Origin of the sequence: Streptomyces sp. NPDC050988, from assembly GCF_044456225.1 — a bacterium.
Taxonomy (GTDB): domain Bacteria; phylum Actinomycetota; class Actinomycetes; order Streptomycetales; family Streptomycetaceae; genus Streptomyces.
The window spans coordinates 122,506-138,126 of record NZ_JBITFQ010000002.1 but is presented as its reverse complement, the minus strand read 5'-3'; the positions used below and the strand labels follow the sequence as shown (position 1 = coordinate 138,126).

Sequence of the window (15,621 nt, the reverse complement as noted above, 5' to 3'; positions counted from 1 at the left end):
TGGCTTCGCGCGTGACGACCGGCCTACGCAACGCCGCCATCGGCGCACTCCACGCCCCACGCCACCGGTACTACTCGGCATCACCTAACGACTTTGCCGGGGCTCTGGGTGTCCATCGCACGACTCAAGGTAGTAATTGTGGTCTCCCCAGGGATACGGGCGGCGGCTGCGGCAACAGTTGCCAGGTCGTCGCTCGAGAAGCCGGCGCGGCTCAGCACCGCCAGGGATTTGTTCGTTGCCAGTGTGCACAACGCCAGCTCTGCCGCCTCCTGCTCACCGGCCCCCGCCGCCAGCAACGCCTGCTCCAGCATCGCCCGCAAACCGTCGATCATGGCGCGGACCATCGCCTGGCCTTCCGCGTCGAGGGCCGGGAACTGTGCTGCCGACATCGTGAGCAGGCAGCCGTCCGGGACCGTCGGATCGGCGATGCGGTTCAGGGTGACCTGCAGATAGGCGGCCACAACGGCGCTCGGGCTCTGGTGCGGGGCGGACAGTGCCTGGTCGTACAGCGGGTGGTAGGTCTGCGCGTACCGTTGGAGGCTTTTTTGGAAGAGGGCGCTCTTGTCGCCGAAGGTGCCGTAGAGCGAGCTCCGGCCCAGGCCCGTGCCCTCGGTCAGACGGTCGATCGAGGCTTCCGAATAGCCCCAGCGCCAGAAGACGTGCATCGCACGTCGTAGCGCCTCGTCCACGTCGAATTGCTTGCGGCCTGCCATGGTTCGTCACCCTACACATCTTGCACCGATCGTTTCAACATGGGTAGGGTCGCCTGCATGACAAGTTGCACTGATCGTTCCAAGATGAGTACGGACGACGGCACGACGAACTTGAGTTCGCTACGGCTGCCCGACGGGTTCACCGACGTCTTCACCAGCCGGATCGTGGAGCTGAACGGGCTGCGGCTGCACGCGGTCACCGGCGGGGACGGCCCGGCGCTGCTGCTGGTCGGCGGGTGGCCACAGACCTGGTACGCCTGGCGGGAGGTGATGCCCGCGCTCGCTCGCGAGCACACCGTCGTCGCCGTCGACTCGCGCGGGGCCGGGCTCTCCGACAAGCCCGACGACGGGTACGACGCCGGCACGCTGGCCGCCGATCTGGCCGCGCTGATGACCGCGCTCGGGTACGACCGATTCGACGTGGTCGGCCACGACATCGGCACGTGGACCGGATACGCCCTCGCTGCCGATCACCCCGAGCGGGTGGGCCGGCTAGCCGTCGTCGAAACAATGATCCCCGGTCTCGCGCCGTCCCCACCGGTCTTCGGCCCGGCCGCGGTCAACCAGAAGCTCTGGCAGTTCGGCTTCAACAGGCTCACCGAGCTCAACGAGGAACTGGTCCGAGGGCGGGAGCGGCTCTTCTTCGGCTGGCACTTCGCCACCAAGGCCGCCACCCCGGCCACGATCCCCGCGTACGCCGTCGACGTCTATGTCGACGCGATCGCCGCGGATCCTCGCGCGCTGCGGGCGAGCTTCGCGTACTACCGGGCGCTGGACGAGACGATCGCGCAGAACGAGCAGCGCAGCAAGATCCGGCTGACGCTGCCGGTGCTCGCCGTCGGCGGCGCGCTGTGGGGCGGCGCGAGTGCCGCCCAGTCGATGCGGCCGGCGGCCGACGACGTCACCGGGGTGATCCTCGATGACTGCGGCCATTATCCGGCCGAGGAGCAGCCGGAGCGGTTCACCGAAATCCTGGAGGACTTCCTCGGTGGCGAACCGGTAGCAGGCGTGCCGCATGACTGACACATGCGTGGCGGAGCTTCGCCATGTCCGTCTTCCGCCCCCGCTCATTCACGTTGCGGCGCCTCCCGCGTACCAGGAATCGACGGCAATGCGTATGCCGTCGGTGGCGCGCGAGGAAGGATGCCGATTTCCACAGATGGCTGCTGCGGGGTCCCGGCCGCGATGATCACGGCGGTGCTCCGCGCTGGACCCTCCCTGGCCGGAGCACCCCCGGACAATCGGTCACGCTCATCCCAGTGCCCCTCTTCTGTCACCCCGCTGCTCGGCGGCGGTCTTCCCGCAGTACAACCAGTCGCCCCGCATGGCGGATGCGGCGCGCTCGCTCCTCCTGGTCGTCGTCGTCATCGTCGAGGTCGGTGGCGTCCGGGTCGCGTAGCGGCCGCAGTCCCTTGACCGGCTGGGAGGCGGTGAAGCCGTAGCGGCCGAGCAGGTTGAGGTTGCGGTGTAGGCATCCTGGGCAGGACGTATCCGCTGCCCCGACCTGGGTACTCGGCCGCAATGAACGCCAGCGTGTATCAGGCAGCCGTGACGAATCCGGCCGGTGCGATCGCTCTCCTCGTCGGCGGTCTTCTCATCGCCGGCGCCCTGGTGTGGGCCGTACAGCTCGGTATCAAGGTACGGCGCCGCGAACCAGGCCCTCCGAGGGGAGACGAACAGCCCACGCTCCCGGAAGCCGGACCGGTCCACGAGGCCCGGCAGATGCGGGAACCGAACGAGGTCCCCCGCGCGGCGGACGAGAGCGAGCGGCTCACTCCGCACAACCTCCAGGCGTCGGGCAGCAAACGCAGCGAAAACCAGAAACGCCGGCGCTGGGGTCGCGGCTCCACCGGCTCGTTCGGCGGCGGTGGACCGGGCAGGACGTGACGACAACACGGCGATGGCGTCGCATGTCAACGCATGATGATCGCGCCGCCCGGAGAGGACCGCGGGCGTGGCTTTACGAAGCAGGCTTGTGCCGATCGGCCGTGGCCGGGCGGTCGGTGCCGGCGATCTGGCCTGGGATACCGAAGAACGGGCTCTGACGCCGTAGGCAACCCTGACCGAGGCCCGCTGTCCCGCAGGCTCCCGCCCATGCGGCTCGGCGAAGGGGCTGCGGGGATGGGGATTCATGTCGCTGACCGCAGGCCCAACCCCTACGGCTTCGCTTGAAGGCCGGGGTGCGGACGTCGTCGACGTACACGACGTGACGGAGAGCCGCACCACTGCCATAACCGCCTCTGATCCTCGAACACCCGGCCGGCTGGAGATGGCAGCCAGGTTCCGTGCGGAACGACCACCACTGAGGAAGAATCGATGAGCACGGTGGAGGAAGCAGTGGACGTCGAGGTCCCCGTCCACACGGCTTACAACCAGTGGACGCAGTTCGAGGAGTTCCCGCACTTCATGTAGGGCGTCGAGGAGGTGCGGCAGCTTGACGACCGGCACAACCACTGGACCACGAAGATCGGCCCGGAGCGCCGGAGGGCGGGCGCGTCTGCTGGATCGCCATCAGGTGGTTGTGGAGTCGGCTGAGCAGGTCGGCTCCCGCCTGAAGCGGCAAAGGCATTGCTTCACACTCACGCCGGGAGTGTTGGGGTCCACGCCCATGGCAGGTCCGGCAGGCTCCGGAACGACGCCGCCTTCTTCGTGGGACGCGAGGATGCGGATGCCCTCGCGGTCATCTTGAATGAGGCCGGTCCGACCGTCGTCGAGCCACCGGCCCCTGAACACGCCTCGACCTGGCTGACAAGGACCGGACAGGACAGGACAGGACAGGACAGGACAGGATCGTGACCGATCCGCTGGGCATGTTGCCCGAACGGAACTACGGCAGGCCGGCCAGCACACGGTCCGGCGTCAGGGGAAGTTCGCGGTACCGGACACCGGTGGCGTGGTGGACGGCGTTGCCGATGGCGGCCGCCGTACCGACGATCCCGATCTCGCCAATGCCCTTGCTGCCCATCGGGTTGAGATGGGGATCGTCCTCGTCGATCCAGTGGGCCTCGACGGCGGGTACGTCGGCGTGGGCGGGCACGTGGTAGGCGGCCAGGTCCGCCTCGGTGAAGTCACCGAACGCGGCGTCCATGGTGCTGCCCTCGGTCAGGGCCATGCCCAGGCCCATCGTCATGCCGCCGATGAACTGGGAGCGGGCGGTACGGGTGTTGAGAATGTGCCCTGCTGCATACACGCCCAGCAGGCGGCTGACCCGGACCTCCCCGGTGACCGTGTCGACGGTGACCTCAGCGAAATGGGCGCCGAAGGCGTGCCGCGAGTAGCCGCTGTCGGCGTCCGCGCTGCCTTGAGTGTCGGCGTTCGCGGTGAGGCCCGGCTCCGGCAGGGGCCCCGTGTGTTCCGCGAGAACCGCGCTCAACCGTGTGCAGGCCTCGTGGACCGCCCAGCCCCACGAGGCGGTGCCCGAGGAACCGCCGGCCAGTGACGCCGACGGCAGGTCACTGTTCCCGATCTCGGTACGGACCCGTTCCAGCGGGACGCCGAGGGCGTCGGCGGCGACCTGTGCGAGGACCGTGCGGGCACCGGTGCCGATGTCGGTCGCGTTGACCCGGACGATGAAGCTTCCGTCCGGCCGGGCTTCGGCGGTCGCGGTGGAAGGCTGGATCAATACCGGATACATCGCGGCCGCCACCCCCGTCCCCACCAGCAGGGGACCCGCGGAGCGAGCGCGCGGACTGGGATCGCGGTGCGGCCAGTCGAAGAGTCGGGCACCTTCACGCAGACACTCGACGAGATGCCGGCTGCTGAACGGTTTGCCGCTGTCCGGTTCGGTGTCCGGCTCGTTCGCGATGCGCAGCTCGACCGGGTCCATCCTGAGTGCCACGGCGAGTTCGTCCATGGCCGACTCCAGGGCGTACATGCCCGGTGCCTCGCCGGGCGCGCGCATCCAGGAAGGGCTGGGAACGTCCAGCGGTACGACGCGGTGGCTGGTGCGGCTGTTCGGCGCGGCGTACATGATGCGGGCGGGCACAGCTGCCTGTTCGACGAACTCCTTGATGCGGGATGTGTGGGTGGTGACCTCGTGCCGGAGCGAGGTGAGGGAGCCCTGTTCGGTGGCGCCGAGGCGGAGACGGTGCAGGGTGGGCGCGCGATGGCCGACGAGGGCGGGCAGGAGCCGGCGGGGGAGGGCCACGGTGACAGGGCGTCCGGTCTGCCGTGCCGCCATCGCGGCGAGCACCACGTGGGGGCGTGGGGTCCCCTTGGACCCGAAGCCGCCGCCGACATGCTCGGACATGACGGTGACCCGGTCCTCGGGAAGCCGGAACAGCGCGGCGAGTGTGGCTCGTACGACCGTGGTGCCCTGGCTGGAGTCGTGCACGACGAGCCGTCCGTCGTCCCAGTGGGCGGTGGCCGCGTGCGGCTCCATGGGGTGGTTGTGCAGGGGCGGCACCCGATAGTCGGTGTCGAGGCGGACCGCGGCGGACGTGAACGCGCCCTCGGGGCCGCCCTGTTCCCGCTGTGCCGGGTAGCCGCCGTTGGCCTCCTCGGGGACGTACGCTCCCGGATGGTTCTCGGTGAGAGTCACGTCATGGTCCTGTGCGGTGTACTCGACACGCACCGCCGCGGCACCGGACCGGGCCGCTTCCAGCGTCTCGCCGACGACCAGGGCGACCGGCCAACCGCGGTGCGGTACCCGGGAGTTCTGCAGGACGGCGAGTGTGGGGTCGTCGGGGTCGGCGAGCCGGGGAGCTTTCTCGTGGGTGAGCACGGTCAGGACCTCGGGGAGCCGCAGGGCCTCGCTGGTGTCGATCGCGCGGACCGAACCACGGGCGACGGCGGCAGCCACGGGCCATGCGTGCACCCGGCCGGGGACAGTGTGTTCGGCGGCATAACGGGCCAGGCCGGTGACCTTGTCACGGCCCTCCCGGCGCTCGGCGGGCGCGCCCAGCGCGGTATCGGTGTCGGCCATGGGGTCCTCCTGGGGGTGCCGGTCGCGAGGCCCTGTCAGGTGTTGGCCGGCGGCGCCAGCCGGGTGAGGACGTCGAGGGCGAGGTTGCGGGCCAGACGCACCTTGTAGGCGTTGTCGCGCAGGGGCTGGGCGGCGGCGAGTTCGAGGTCGACGGCACGCTCGAAGGCGTCGGCCGTGGGCGCTGCGCCCAGCAGGGCTCCCTCCGCGCGTCGGGCGCGCCAGGGCCGGTGGGCCAGCGCGCCGAAAGCGATCCCGGCGTGCTGGACGACGCCGTCGCCGGTGTGCAGCACCGCGGCGACGGAGGCGAGGGCGAAGGCGTACGAGGCGCGGTCGCGGGCCTTGCGGTAGAGGGACGGCAGCCCGGCCGCGGCGGCCGGCAGGACGACCGCGGTGATGAGTTCACCGGGGCGGATCTCGGTGTCCCGCTCAGGGCGGTCACCGGGCAGCCGATGAAACTCGGCGACGGGGACGGAGCGTTCGCCGTCGGTCCCGTACAACTCGACGCGTGCATCGAGGGCGGACAGGGCGACGGCCATGTCGGAGGGATGCGTGGCGATGCACTGCGGGGAATGCCCGAGCACCGCGTGGTCGCGATGGACGCCGTCCCGGGCGCCGCAGCCGCTGCCCGGCTCGCGCTTGTTGCAGGGTTTGCCGGTGTCCTGGAAATAAGGGCAGCGGGTGCGCTGGAGAAGGTTGCCGCCCGTGGTGGCGATGTTGCGCAGCTGCCCGGAGGCGCCCGCGAGCAGCGCCTGCGAGAGCACCGGGTAGCGGTCACGGACCAGAGGATGGGCCGCGAGGTCGCTGTTGCGGACGGTGGCCCCGATCCGCAGCCCGCCGTCGGGCAGCACCTCCACCGAGTCCAGGGGCAGCCGGCTCACGTCGACGAGCGTGGCCGGCTCTTCCACGCCGAGCTTCATCAGATCGACGAGATTGGTGCCGCCGCCCAGATACCGCGCGCCAGGATGCGAGGCGTACGCGTCGGCCGCCTCCTCGGCGCTGCCCGCGCGTATGTATCCGAAGGGCTTCACGAGATCACGTCCTGGACGGCTTCGACGATGTGCGGGTAGGCGCCGCAACGGCAGAGGTTGCCGCTGAGCCGCTCGCGGATCTCGTCCCCGCCCAGCGGTACGGGCTGCCCGGAGGGGACAGCGTGGTCGGTGACGTGGGAGGGATGGCCGGCCGCCGCCTCGGCGATCGCGCCCAGGGCGCTGCAGATCTGCCCTGGGGTGCAGTAGCCGCACTGAAAGGCGTCGCGGTCCAGGAAGGCGCGCTGGAGCGGATGGAGTTCCTCGCCGTCCCCCGAGAGTCCTTCGACGGTCGTGATGTCGCCGCCGTCGAGGGCGACGGCGGGCAGCAGGCAGCTGTTGGCACGGCGGCCGTCGACCAGGACCGTGCATGCGCCGCACTGGCCGTGGTCACAGCCCTTCTTGGCGCCGGTGAGGTCGAGGTCCTCGCGTAGTACGTCTAGAAGAACGGAACGGTGGTCGACGGTGAGCGTGTGCGGTTTGCCGTTCACCCGCAGAGTGATGTCCGAGTGGTGGCTGTCGGGTGAGGCGGAGGTGCCGCGCGCGACGTCGGAATCCATGAAGACCTCCCGTACGTAAAGGCCGTTGGGGCGAGGCGTTCGGAAAGGGGGAGCACGAGAGCTACGGCAATATGTCGTCCTCGTCGGGGACCCGGTGGACGGCGGCCTCTTCCGCAGAGGCCGCGCCGCCGTCGATGCCCACGTCTTCGGCGATCATGTCCTTCTCGGCATCCTCGTGCGCGCCTTCGTCCGGAGCCACGAGACGGCCCGCCCGGTCCACACCCACCTCTGCGTCCAGCGGCTCGCCCTGCCCTCCCGCGAGATCCCCCATGTCGTCGTCCGCACCGGGCTCCTCCAGTGCCGGATCCGTACGCTCCTCGGCCAGCCTCTGGTCCAGGCTCTCGCCCTCGTGCTGCTCACGACCGGTGGTGCCCTGGTGCTCGGCGGCGAGCGGACGCTCGGGGGGTGACCAGCCTTCCTCGTAGGGGTCGCTGCCCCGGTCGCTGAGCGTGTCCTCCGGATCCAGGACGCCCTCGTCCTCACGGTCGTCGGTGCCTTGGGGCTGGTAGACCTCGTCACCCATGGCGTCGTCGTTCTGGCTTCCCATGGCGCACATACCTTTCGGATGGATCCAGGTGCTTGAGTCCACGTATCCAGGCTGACCCCGTCCACACTTTCCGGCACGCCGGGGAGGTGTGCGGGGCCGGGGCCGGGGTGTGTGCGGGGGCGGGACGGGTACCCGGCCGCCCCGACGGGCGAGAGCCCGCGAACACCGAGGAGGCTCATATGACCAGCAGCACGGAGACCGGTGGCGTCACAGGCACGCCGGACAAGGACTACAACCTGATCTGGTACGTGGAGGCATGTCTCAGCAACGCGCTGCGCCTGGAGGCGTACATCGCGGATGCGGAGCGCGACAAGGACACCGAGGCCGTGGATCTTTTCCGCAAGGCCCAGGCGGACAGCCGCAAGGGCGCCGAAATCGGCAAGCGGCTACTGCGCTCGCGGCTGGCCGACAGCTGAGCGACTCGCGGGAGGGCATCGGCACGAGCGCTCGCAGTGCGCGCCCTCCTTGGCCCAGGGCTTGGTCCGTGAGCGGGTAGCCCGGACGGCGACGACGATGCCCGGTGTGCACAGCCGCTCACGGTCCACCGGACAGTGAGAGCCGTCAGTGGCCTTGGGCCAGGCGGGGCCGGCCCGGCCACTTCTCGCCGTGCAGGGCCAGACAGGTCCCTTCTTGCCTGGCCTGGAGCGTGGACATGGCTTCCCCCCCGGCTCTCCATCGCCGACTGGTTTGCTGTGCGCTTGTTTCCCCGTGTCCGGGGATTGCCGGATGCCCTGGCCGGCTACCCGCGGTCTGAGTACCGCGACCCGTGCACGGCGACCATGAGGAGGCCGCCTTGACCCTCACCGACCACCCGGCGGGCGCGGACCGCCCCGCCCCTGGCGCATGACGGGAAAACGGACGGCAGCCCTGATCGCGGAACTGCTCGTGCGGTGGTTCTCGCTGTCGGCCCTGTGGCTCGTGCTCATCAGCACGGTCGACGCGCTGGAAGTGCTCGCCGGGGCGGCCCGCGCCCTTTTGGTGGCAGTGTTGGCGGTGGCCGCGCGCCGGGCGGTGACCGACCGGTGAACGTGTGGCTCGCTACCGCCTCGGTGCTCCTCGTCGCAGGTTTCGTGCCGGTCGTGTGGGGTGTGACGACCGGGCCACCGGGGCGCGGTGTCGCCGCTCAGCACCTCGGTACGTCGGTGGCGTGTCTGGCGATACTGCTGCTCGCCCAGGAGTACGACCGTCCGTCCGTCCGTCCCGCGTCGATGTCGCCCTGGTGGTCGCTGTGCTCGGCCCGGTGGGCTCTCTCATGTACGACCGGCTGCTCGCCGACGAACTCCAGGACGATCCACCGCACACCCGTCTGTTCACCGTGCCGGTCGTCGTCTGCGTCACCGTGCCTGTTGTGGTGGCGCTGTGCGTGGCCGGCTAGCCCGTGCCTGGGTTGACGGGCCACATCACGGGGTCATTCGCAGATGATCTCGTCGCGCGTGGTGTAGTGGGTGCGGAACGGTTCCCGCTTCACTTCCCCGCCGTCGTTGGAGAAGACCCGCTCCACGGTGACATCGAAGCCCTCGAGCGGGGTCTGCGGCACGCACTCCTTGTCGGTGCTCACCCTCTTCGCCGGCTGCTTCATCTCGGTGCGTGGCCCCTTGACCGACGTGATCTCGTCGTACTTCTTGGTACCGAGGAAGGTGACGGTCACGGATGTGCCGGTGGACTCGGCCTGGATGTACATGGCGTTGCCGGAGTCGTTGGTGAACCTGAGATCGAGGCTGCCCCAGGCGACGGTGGCCTCGCGGCCCTCCGGGTAGCGCTCGATGTAGAAGGAGTGAGCGCCGTACTCGACGGGCTTGACTCCCGCGAAGAACATCGCGTTGAAGACGGTCGTGGCCACGGCGGAGACACCGCCGCCGGACGCCTTGGTGAACCGGTCGTTGAGGATGATGATGCCCTCGACGAAGCCGTTGGCCTCGGTGCGTTCGCCGACGGTCCGGTTGAAGCTCCAGGTCTCGTCCGGCATGACGACGGAGCCGTTGATGAGTTCCACGGCCCGGCCGACGTTCTTCGTGCGGTACGCGGCCGGTTCGAAGTTGACGGTGAAGGAGGACATCTTCTCCTTCAGCCCCAGCTGCGCGGCGGTCTCGCGGGTCACCTCCGGCTGGATCTGCCGCGTGGCCACCTCGCCGGTGCGGGCGGCGCCCGACTTCGTGAGCAGTGGCAGCACAGCCCTGCCCAGCGCCTTGTCGGTGACCTCTACACCGGGCTTGCCGTCGTCCGTCACCACGACCTTGTCGCCGTCGAGCCGCAGTCTGGCGTTTTCGGCCGTGCCAGAGATGCCGGACAGGGGACGGGCCACCGCGGGGGCGGCACGCAGGCCCTTGCCGTCGAGCTTCGGCGTCAGCCTGCCGGTGCCGTCCGGCCGCATCGTCAGGTACTCGCCCAGCACGGTCTGGTTGATCGTGAACCGCTTGCCGCCCACGGTGAGCGTGACGGGCGCCGACATGGCCGGCTGCGCGAACTCCCGTACCGCCCGCCGCACCTCTGCCGCCGCGACCTTCGGCTTGGTTTCGCGGGTGGGCAAGGCCGCCGTGACCGAATCGGCTGTGCCACGCAGGAAGGCGGTACGCAGGGTGCCGACCGCGGTGTCCACGTCCAGGGCGTATCCGCGGCGCGGGGTGACTTCCCTGACCTGGCCGCCGGCGAAGGTGACGGCGCCGTCCCGGACCTTCTGGTCGAGGCTCTTCGCCAGCTTCCCGAGGGCGGCGCGGGCCGTGTCCTCGTCGACGTGTACGACCGGCTCGATGTCACCGCCCGAGCGGAAGAACCCGCCGATCACGCTGAACGGATCGGCTCCAGTGCGCGCCGCCCGGTCAACGGTCTGTTCAGCGTCGAAGGTGAGTCCGGCCCGCCGCGGTTCGACCGCGCCCCTGCGGTCGCCGACCTGCACAGCCAGCCCCTGCCGGCCGGCCTCCGCCAGGGACTTCTCCAGCCTCCGCGTGGCCTCCGCGTGGCTCAGGCCCCCGATGTCCACACCACGCACCGTCGTACCCGCTTCGATCTCCCCGCCCGTGAGCAGCAGCCCGGCGAGATACAGACCGCCGACACCGATGGCCAGCGCCCCGCCTGCCAGGGCCATGGCTGGAACGGAGGCTATTCGCGGAATGGAGGGTATGCGGGGCCGCATGGATCTCCTGGACGGTTGACAGGTCGGTGCGCCCGATAACGCAACGCTGTGTGCGGAGCAAGCAAACACATCAAGCTACCCACAGCTGGGCGGTGAATGGGTATGTCCCAGATCACGTCGGGCCTTCCAGGGCAGTCGCCAAGCGCAACCGGCTGGGGAGAACTCACGGAACCAGCGCGTCGAGCACCGTCGCACCCCTGCGGTCAGCTGGACGACACCGTAGCCCGCGTGATTCAGCGCGGACAGGAAGCTGTCCGCGCTGATCGGAGTCACCACGCTCGTTTCGCCTTTCCCCGGCGCCGTCTGGCAGTCGGCCGGGCCCCTTCTGTGTGGGGGCAGGTCCCTCGGGAGTTGGCTGCGAGCGCAGGGTGGAGAGTCGCCCTGCGCACATGATCTCACTGGACGGCTCGGCGAGCCGGATCGCAACCGATGTGGTGCACGCCCCAGCATCAGTCCATGCAGAGCGAACTTCTCATTGCGGTAGTCGGGTTGGCGGGGACGGTCATCGGTGCCGGGGTGGCCACGCTGGGTACGATCCGAGCCACCCGGTTGAATGGCCGAGCGCAGTTCGACGCGCAGGCGGCGCAAGCCCGCAGGGAGGCCTTCTACACCTGCAGCCAGGTGTTCATTGCCCGTCAAGCCGCCTTGAACGAGTACATGGACCTGCTGTTCAAGATCGGCAGAGATCCTCACGAACCGGCACCAGACCCACGCACGCGTCGCGCGCAATGGCAGACGTACTGCCAGCAGAAAGAAGACCTCAAAAGGCTCAACCTCCAGGCGCTCCAGGCGCTTGGCGCGGTGGCTGTCGTGGGCGCGCCGCATGTGTGGAGAAAGGCCGAATTCACCTATGGCATTTCCGAATTGGCCTATGAGTGGCTGGAGTCACGATTCCAATGCTTTCGCGAGGAGGGGCAGTGGATTGGCGGCCAGCTGACCCAAAATACCTGGAGAGAGATTCACCCCAGGCTCGCCAGCCATAACGAACATCTTCACGACTTCCTCGACATGTGCAATGCGATGCTGTCACCGAAGCCGCGAGGTTGGCTCACTTCGGCGCCTATCGAACCTGCGATCCGCCCGTCACGCTGGGTCATAGTCGAGGATCACGAGTGCCACGTCAGGCAACGTTTGCGACGTTCGTCGTTGACCCTGAGCCGACGGTAGGTGTCGCGGTACCGTGCATCGAAGTCGAGCCTTGTGGGCCCCGTCCCGTTGCGAAGCTGCCCGCCCCGAGCGCCGAATCGGTCGCGCGTTCGGTCTGACGGTCTGGTTCGCAACGGGACGACGTTGAAGTTCGCATCACGACGGCGTCAAAGTAGGTGGGATCGGGGTGCCGATGAGAAATGGCGCCGACAGTCGTCTAAGTACGGTCCGGTGAAAACGCGCTGCACGCATCAAGGGAGAGCAACGAGATGAGACCACTTCGATACTCGATCAACGTCACGCTCGACGGCTGTTGCCATCACGAGGCAGGGCTCCCCCCGGACGAGGAGTCGATGCGCTACTGGACCGCTGAGATGGAGCGAGCCGATGCCCTGCTATTCGGCCGTGTGACCTACGAGATGATGGAGTCGGCGTGGCGGAAGCCGGCCACGGGCGCATGGCCTGACTGGATGGGCGAGTGGCAGATCCCGTTCGCCGAGACCATCGACCGGGCGAAGAAGTACGTCGTGTCGAGCACGCTGAGCGGGGTCGACTGGAATGCCGATCTGGTGCGAGGAGACTTGGGGCAAGCGGTTGAGCGGCTCAAGCAGGAGTCAGGCGAAAGCCTGTGGGTGGGTGGCGTGACGCTCCCCCTGGCGTTGGCGGATCTGGGACTGATCGACGAGTACGAGTTCCTTGTTCAGCCGGTCCTTGCCGGACACGGGCCGACGTTGCTCGCCGGTCTGCGCGAGCGCATCCAGCTCGAACTCGTGGACCGCCATGAGTTCCGGTCGGGGGCGGTGGCCATGCGATACCGGCCCACACAAGTTACGGCTTGACATGATTTGTCCCGGGGCGTTGGCTGCTCCCTCGCGACGGAACGACGGCTCGGGGTCGCATTGCCCCGCGCTGGCCGTGCCCCCGAACGGCGGACATGTCGACGGGTGACATCGCCCCAAGGTGCCGGTAGCGGACAGGGCAAACGTTGCCTGACGTGGCACTAGATCCACAGTGGGACGGCGCACGGGCGCGGCACGGTGATGGAGACCAGGGGAGTCGGCCATGGCATCGCAGCCTGTGGCCGTTCGACGCGTTCGCAGCGTGTCTGCGGATGCTCATGCAACGGGCGGGCCTGAGCTACGGGGTGCTGGCCCGGCAGACCGACATCAGTAGCTCCAGTCTGCACCGGTACTGCTCGGGCTCGTATGTCCCGCAGGACTACGGGTCGGTGTACCGGTTCGCCAAGGCGTGGGGGCGTCACCGGAGGAGCTGCGCCGATTGCATCGGCTCTGGGCCCTGGCGGACGCCGCCGGGAGCCCGGCCGCGGCGCGGACCCGGACCCAGGGCAGGACCCGGGCGCCGATGGAGGAGGAGAGCGGGGAGCCGACCCCTCCTGCGGCCGCCGTATCCGCCCCGCAACTGCCATATCACCGCGGGAGGGAACTGGCCCTAAGGAGACGGGCGAAGCTCCAGGATCAGAAATCAGGTGCATACGTATCAACGCGCGGCCCCGGACCAGGTCTTCGGCCCGGGCGGCCAGAAGTCTCTTCGGCTGTGTTTCAGGGGCTGTTTCGTTGAGCCAGACCGACTCCTGCGGGCTGTAGCGCAGACAGAGATGACCGGCCGGTGGCCTCGCGTTGTCGGAGGGGCGCGGGCGTGGCCACCGGCCGGTGCAGACGCGAGGGGCTGTCACACCATGGGGTCGGTGTCCCCGCTACGCGTGCCGCCTTGCTGCTCGCTCTGCTCCGTGAGCCGGCGAGCCTTGTCCTTCAGCCGCTGACGCTCATCCGGGTCGGTAGCACGCTCCGCGGCCTGTTCCATCTCCCGCGCCTTCTGGCGCATCTGCTGGGCACGGCCACCGGACTCGTCTGCAACGCTCATGTTCACTCCTTGGGTGACGGGGAAGAGCGGGCCCCACCAGCGAAACAGCGACTCCGCACCCGCGCATCTCGAACGCTCACCCACCGTCATCTGCACAACCCTGCCGGGCCCATGAGGGCGCGAGAACCTTGCGGGCTGCGCCCGCAGCCGTCGCTGGCCCTGCAGGCTTCCGTGTGCACGGTCTCGACTTCGACCGCTGCCGGGAACCTGGCTTGCGGGCCGGTACCGTGCCGCCCACGGGCTGGGCGGAGGGCGCCGCGCGCCCGGCTTTCCGGGTGTCGGCGACGGCCCCGACGCTGGGCAGGAACCGGGGCCGCCAATCCGCACGGGTCCCGCTGTCGACCAACGGGACAACTGCACGTGCCATCGGACAACGCGCCCCCCCCAGGAGGTCACGATTCGTCCCACTTCTCACGGAGGCCGGTTGGTTCCGTCGTCCTGCGCTGCGCGGCTCCGGCCGCCCGTGAGGAACGGTCCGCCCGGTGACCGCCACGCCGTCACGTGTACCGGGCGCTCGACCCCCGGCCCGTGTACGCACACCGGCCGAAGACCTTCCCGACCGCTACCCCTGCCGGATGGTGGACGGCACGTGCCGGCCCACGGAGGGAGAATGAGAGAACATCCCGGAGCGTTGAAGGCGGTGGGAACCATGGTGCTGCCGATGGTCGTGGGTGTCGATGGCTCGGAGCCCAGCCTCCATGCCGTCGACTGGGCCGTGGACGAGGCAATCCGCCACGGGGTGCCGCTGCGGGTCGTCCACGCCTCCCTCTGGGAGCGGTACGAGGGTGCGGCCCTGGCGGACACACCCGATGTCGTCTCCGATGCGGTGACCGGACACGATCTCGCCGAGAGCGTCGTGGCGGGAGCGGCCCTACGCGCCGGGCTGCGCGCCCCGACGCTGGAGATCAGCACGGGCGTGGTACCCGAGGATCCCGTGTCGGCCCTGCTGCGTGAGGCACTGCGCGCCAGTGCCGTCGTGACCGGTGTACGAGGCAGGGGCCCGATCAGGGAACTCCTGCTGGGCTCGGTCAGTCTCTCCCTCGCCGCCCGTGCTCCCTGCCCGGTCGTCGTCGTACGCGGCCGGGCGCAGAACAGACAATCCGCCATCGGACGAATCGTCCTGGGCGTCGGAACCGGCGCCACAGCGCCAGCAACGGTCCGATACGCCTTCCGGGAGGCCGCGGTACGCGCGTGCGAGATCGAGGCCGTACGGGCCTGGCGTCGCCCGGCACACCGGACCGCGCCGCATCCGCCGCCGGCCGGGGAGCCCGCCCACGCCGAGGAGGACGACGCCGCGGCCCTGCTCGACGAGGCATTGGACGGCGTCGCCCAGGAGTACCCCGGCGTGATCGTGCACCGAACGCTTGTCGAGGGCTCCGCACGCCATGCGCTGGTGACCCGGTCCTCGGCGGGCGATCTCCTGGTCATCGGCGCCCGTCGGCCTCGCGGCCACCTCGGACCGCAGCTCGGCCTGGTGGGACACACGGTGCTGCACCACTCCGACTGCCCGGTGGCGGTGGTTTCCCAACAGCAGTGACATGGTCGACTGACTGCGGCCGTCACCAGGCGCGCCTGTCGTCCGGTTTTGCAGGGGGCGGCGAAGGCGTCCCGGCCGTCGGTCGACCCGCACGATCCGGTCCTGGCGCGGGATGTGCTGGAGTCGCTGCCCCGAAGGCTCGACGGGGCGAGGCGGCG

General features: G+C 69.4%; 17 protein-coding genes and 1 pseudogene. 10 read left to right on the top strand and 8 right to left on the bottom strand.

The window, feature by feature from the left end; all coding sequences use genetic code 11:
* Positions 1-80 precede the first annotated feature (80 nt).
* Positions 81-713, bottom strand: a complete 633-nt coding sequence (locus tag ACIBEI_RS05410) for a TetR/AcrR family transcriptional regulator (RefSeq protein ID WP_398885327.1) — start codon at positions 711-713, stop codon at positions 81-83.
* 84 nt (positions 714-797) lie between these two features.
* On the opposite strand from ACIBEI_RS05410, the gene ACIBEI_RS05405 reads away from it, so the two are divergent.
* Positions 798-1,736 (top strand): alpha/beta fold hydrolase, encoded by a 939-nt coding sequence (locus ACIBEI_RS05405; RefSeq protein WP_398885325.1) that lies wholly within the window; start codon positions 798-800, stop codon positions 1,734-1,736.
* A gap of 250 nt (positions 1,737-1,986) precedes the next feature.
* On the opposite strand, the gene ACIBEI_RS05400 is transcribed toward ACIBEI_RS05405, so the two are convergent.
* The gene (locus ACIBEI_RS05400) at positions 1,987-2,235 is read right to left on the bottom strand and encodes a hypothetical protein (protein WP_398886356.1); all 249 of its coding nucleotides are present in this window, start codon (positions 2,233-2,235) and stop codon (positions 1,987-1,989) included.
* Between ACIBEI_RS05400 and ACIBEI_RS05395 the strand changes: the two genes are divergently transcribed.
* Together ACIBEI_RS05395 and ACIBEI_RS05390 are read left to right on the top strand one after the other, a co-directional pair.
* A complete protein-coding gene (locus ACIBEI_RS05395; protein ID WP_398885323.1) occupies positions 2,235-2,600 on the top strand; it encodes a DUF6479 family protein in 366 nt (121 codons plus the stop codon). The genes ACIBEI_RS05400 and ACIBEI_RS05395 overlap by 1 nt on opposite strands.
* Positions 2,601-3,029: 429 nt before the next feature.
* Positions 3,030-3,197, top strand: a pseudogene (locus ACIBEI_RS05390) (SRPBCC family protein); the annotation flags it as partial.
* Positions 3,198-3,540: 343 nt separating this feature from the next.
* On the opposite strand, the gene ACIBEI_RS05385 reads toward ACIBEI_RS05390, so the two are convergent.
* The 4 genes from ACIBEI_RS05385 to ACIBEI_RS05370 all read right to left on the bottom strand — a co-directional run bounded on the left by ACIBEI_RS05385 (position 3,541) and on the right by ACIBEI_RS05370 (position 7,769).
* Complete coding sequence (locus ACIBEI_RS05385) at positions 3,541-5,637, bottom strand: xanthine dehydrogenase family protein molybdopterin-binding subunit (protein ID WP_398885321.1); 2,097 nt, start codon at positions 5,635-5,637, stop codon at positions 3,541-3,543.
* 35 nt (positions 5,638-5,672) lie between these two features.
* A complete protein-coding gene (locus ACIBEI_RS05380) occupies positions 5,673-6,665 on the bottom strand; it encodes an FAD binding domain-containing protein (RefSeq protein ID WP_398885319.1) in 993 nt (330 codons plus the stop codon).
* Positions 6,662-7,222, bottom strand: coding sequence for a (2Fe-2S)-binding protein (locus tag ACIBEI_RS05375; RefSeq protein ID WP_398885317.1), 561 nt, complete (start codon positions 7,220-7,222; stop codon positions 6,662-6,664). The genes ACIBEI_RS05380 and ACIBEI_RS05375 overlap by 4 nt, the downstream gene beginning before the upstream one ends.
* Before the next feature lie 61 nt (positions 7,223-7,283).
* Positions 7,284-7,769, bottom strand: a complete 486-nt coding sequence (locus tag ACIBEI_RS05370) for a DUF5709 domain-containing protein (RefSeq protein WP_398885315.1) — start codon at positions 7,767-7,769, stop codon at positions 7,284-7,286.
* Between the two features lie 179 nt (positions 7,770-7,948).
* Here ACIBEI_RS05370 and ACIBEI_RS05365 point away from each other — a divergent pair, with 179 nt between their 5' ends.
* The 3 genes from ACIBEI_RS05365 to ACIBEI_RS05355 all read left to right on the top strand — a co-directional run bounded on the left by ACIBEI_RS05365 (position 7,949) and on the right by ACIBEI_RS05355 (position 9,144).
* Positions 7,949-8,185, top strand: coding sequence for a hypothetical protein (locus ACIBEI_RS05365; RefSeq protein WP_362070583.1), 237 nt, complete (start codon positions 7,949-7,951; stop codon positions 8,183-8,185).
* 427 nt (positions 8,186-8,612) lie between these two features.
* Positions 8,613-8,795 (top strand): hypothetical protein, encoded by a 183-nt coding sequence (locus ACIBEI_RS05360; protein WP_398885312.1) that lies wholly within the window; start codon positions 8,613-8,615, stop codon positions 8,793-8,795.
* 214 nt (positions 8,796-9,009) lie between these two features.
* Positions 9,010-9,144 (top strand): hypothetical protein, encoded by a 135-nt coding sequence (locus ACIBEI_RS05355; protein WP_398885310.1) that lies wholly within the window; start codon positions 9,010-9,012, stop codon positions 9,142-9,144.
* A 33-nt stretch (positions 9,145-9,177) separates the two neighbouring features.
* Here ACIBEI_RS05355 and ACIBEI_RS05350 read toward each other — a convergent pair whose 3' ends face one another.
* Positions 9,178-10,851: a VanW family protein gene (locus ACIBEI_RS05350; protein WP_398885308.1), complete on the bottom strand. Its 1,674-nt coding sequence runs from the start codon at positions 10,849-10,851 to the stop codon at positions 9,178-9,180.
* A 504-nt stretch (positions 10,852-11,355) separates the two neighbouring features.
* On the opposite strand from ACIBEI_RS05350, the gene ACIBEI_RS05345 reads away from it, so the two are divergent.
* The 3 genes from ACIBEI_RS05345 (at position 11,356) to ACIBEI_RS05335 (ending at position 13,498) form a co-directional block, all read left to right on the top strand.
* The gene (locus tag ACIBEI_RS05345) at positions 11,356-12,066 is read left to right on the top strand and encodes a hypothetical protein (protein ID WP_398885306.1); all 711 of its coding nucleotides are present in this window, start codon (positions 11,356-11,358) and stop codon (positions 12,064-12,066) included.
* 248 nt (positions 12,067-12,314) lie between these two features.
* Positions 12,315-12,884: a dihydrofolate reductase family protein gene (locus ACIBEI_RS05340; protein WP_398885305.1), complete on the top strand. Its 570-nt coding sequence runs from the start codon at positions 12,315-12,317 to the stop codon at positions 12,882-12,884.
* Between the two features lie 155 nt (positions 12,885-13,039).
* Complete coding sequence (locus ACIBEI_RS05335; RefSeq protein WP_398885303.1) at positions 13,040-13,498, top strand: helix-turn-helix domain-containing protein; 459 nt, start codon at positions 13,040-13,042, stop codon at positions 13,496-13,498.
* Positions 13,499-13,734: 236 nt separating this feature from the next.
* On the opposite strand, the gene ACIBEI_RS05330 is transcribed toward ACIBEI_RS05335, so the two are convergent.
* The gene (locus tag ACIBEI_RS05330) at positions 13,735-13,926 is read right to left on the bottom strand and encodes a DUF6381 family protein (protein WP_398885301.1); all 192 of its coding nucleotides are present in this window, start codon (positions 13,924-13,926) and stop codon (positions 13,735-13,737) included.
* 610 nt (positions 13,927-14,536) lie between these two features.
* On the opposite strand from ACIBEI_RS05330, the gene ACIBEI_RS05325 reads away from it, so the two are divergent.
* Entirely contained in the window at positions 14,537-15,463 is a 927-nt protein-coding gene (locus ACIBEI_RS05325) for a universal stress protein (protein WP_398885299.1), read from the top strand.
* The last annotated feature ends 158 nt before the right edge of the window (positions 15,464-15,621 follow it).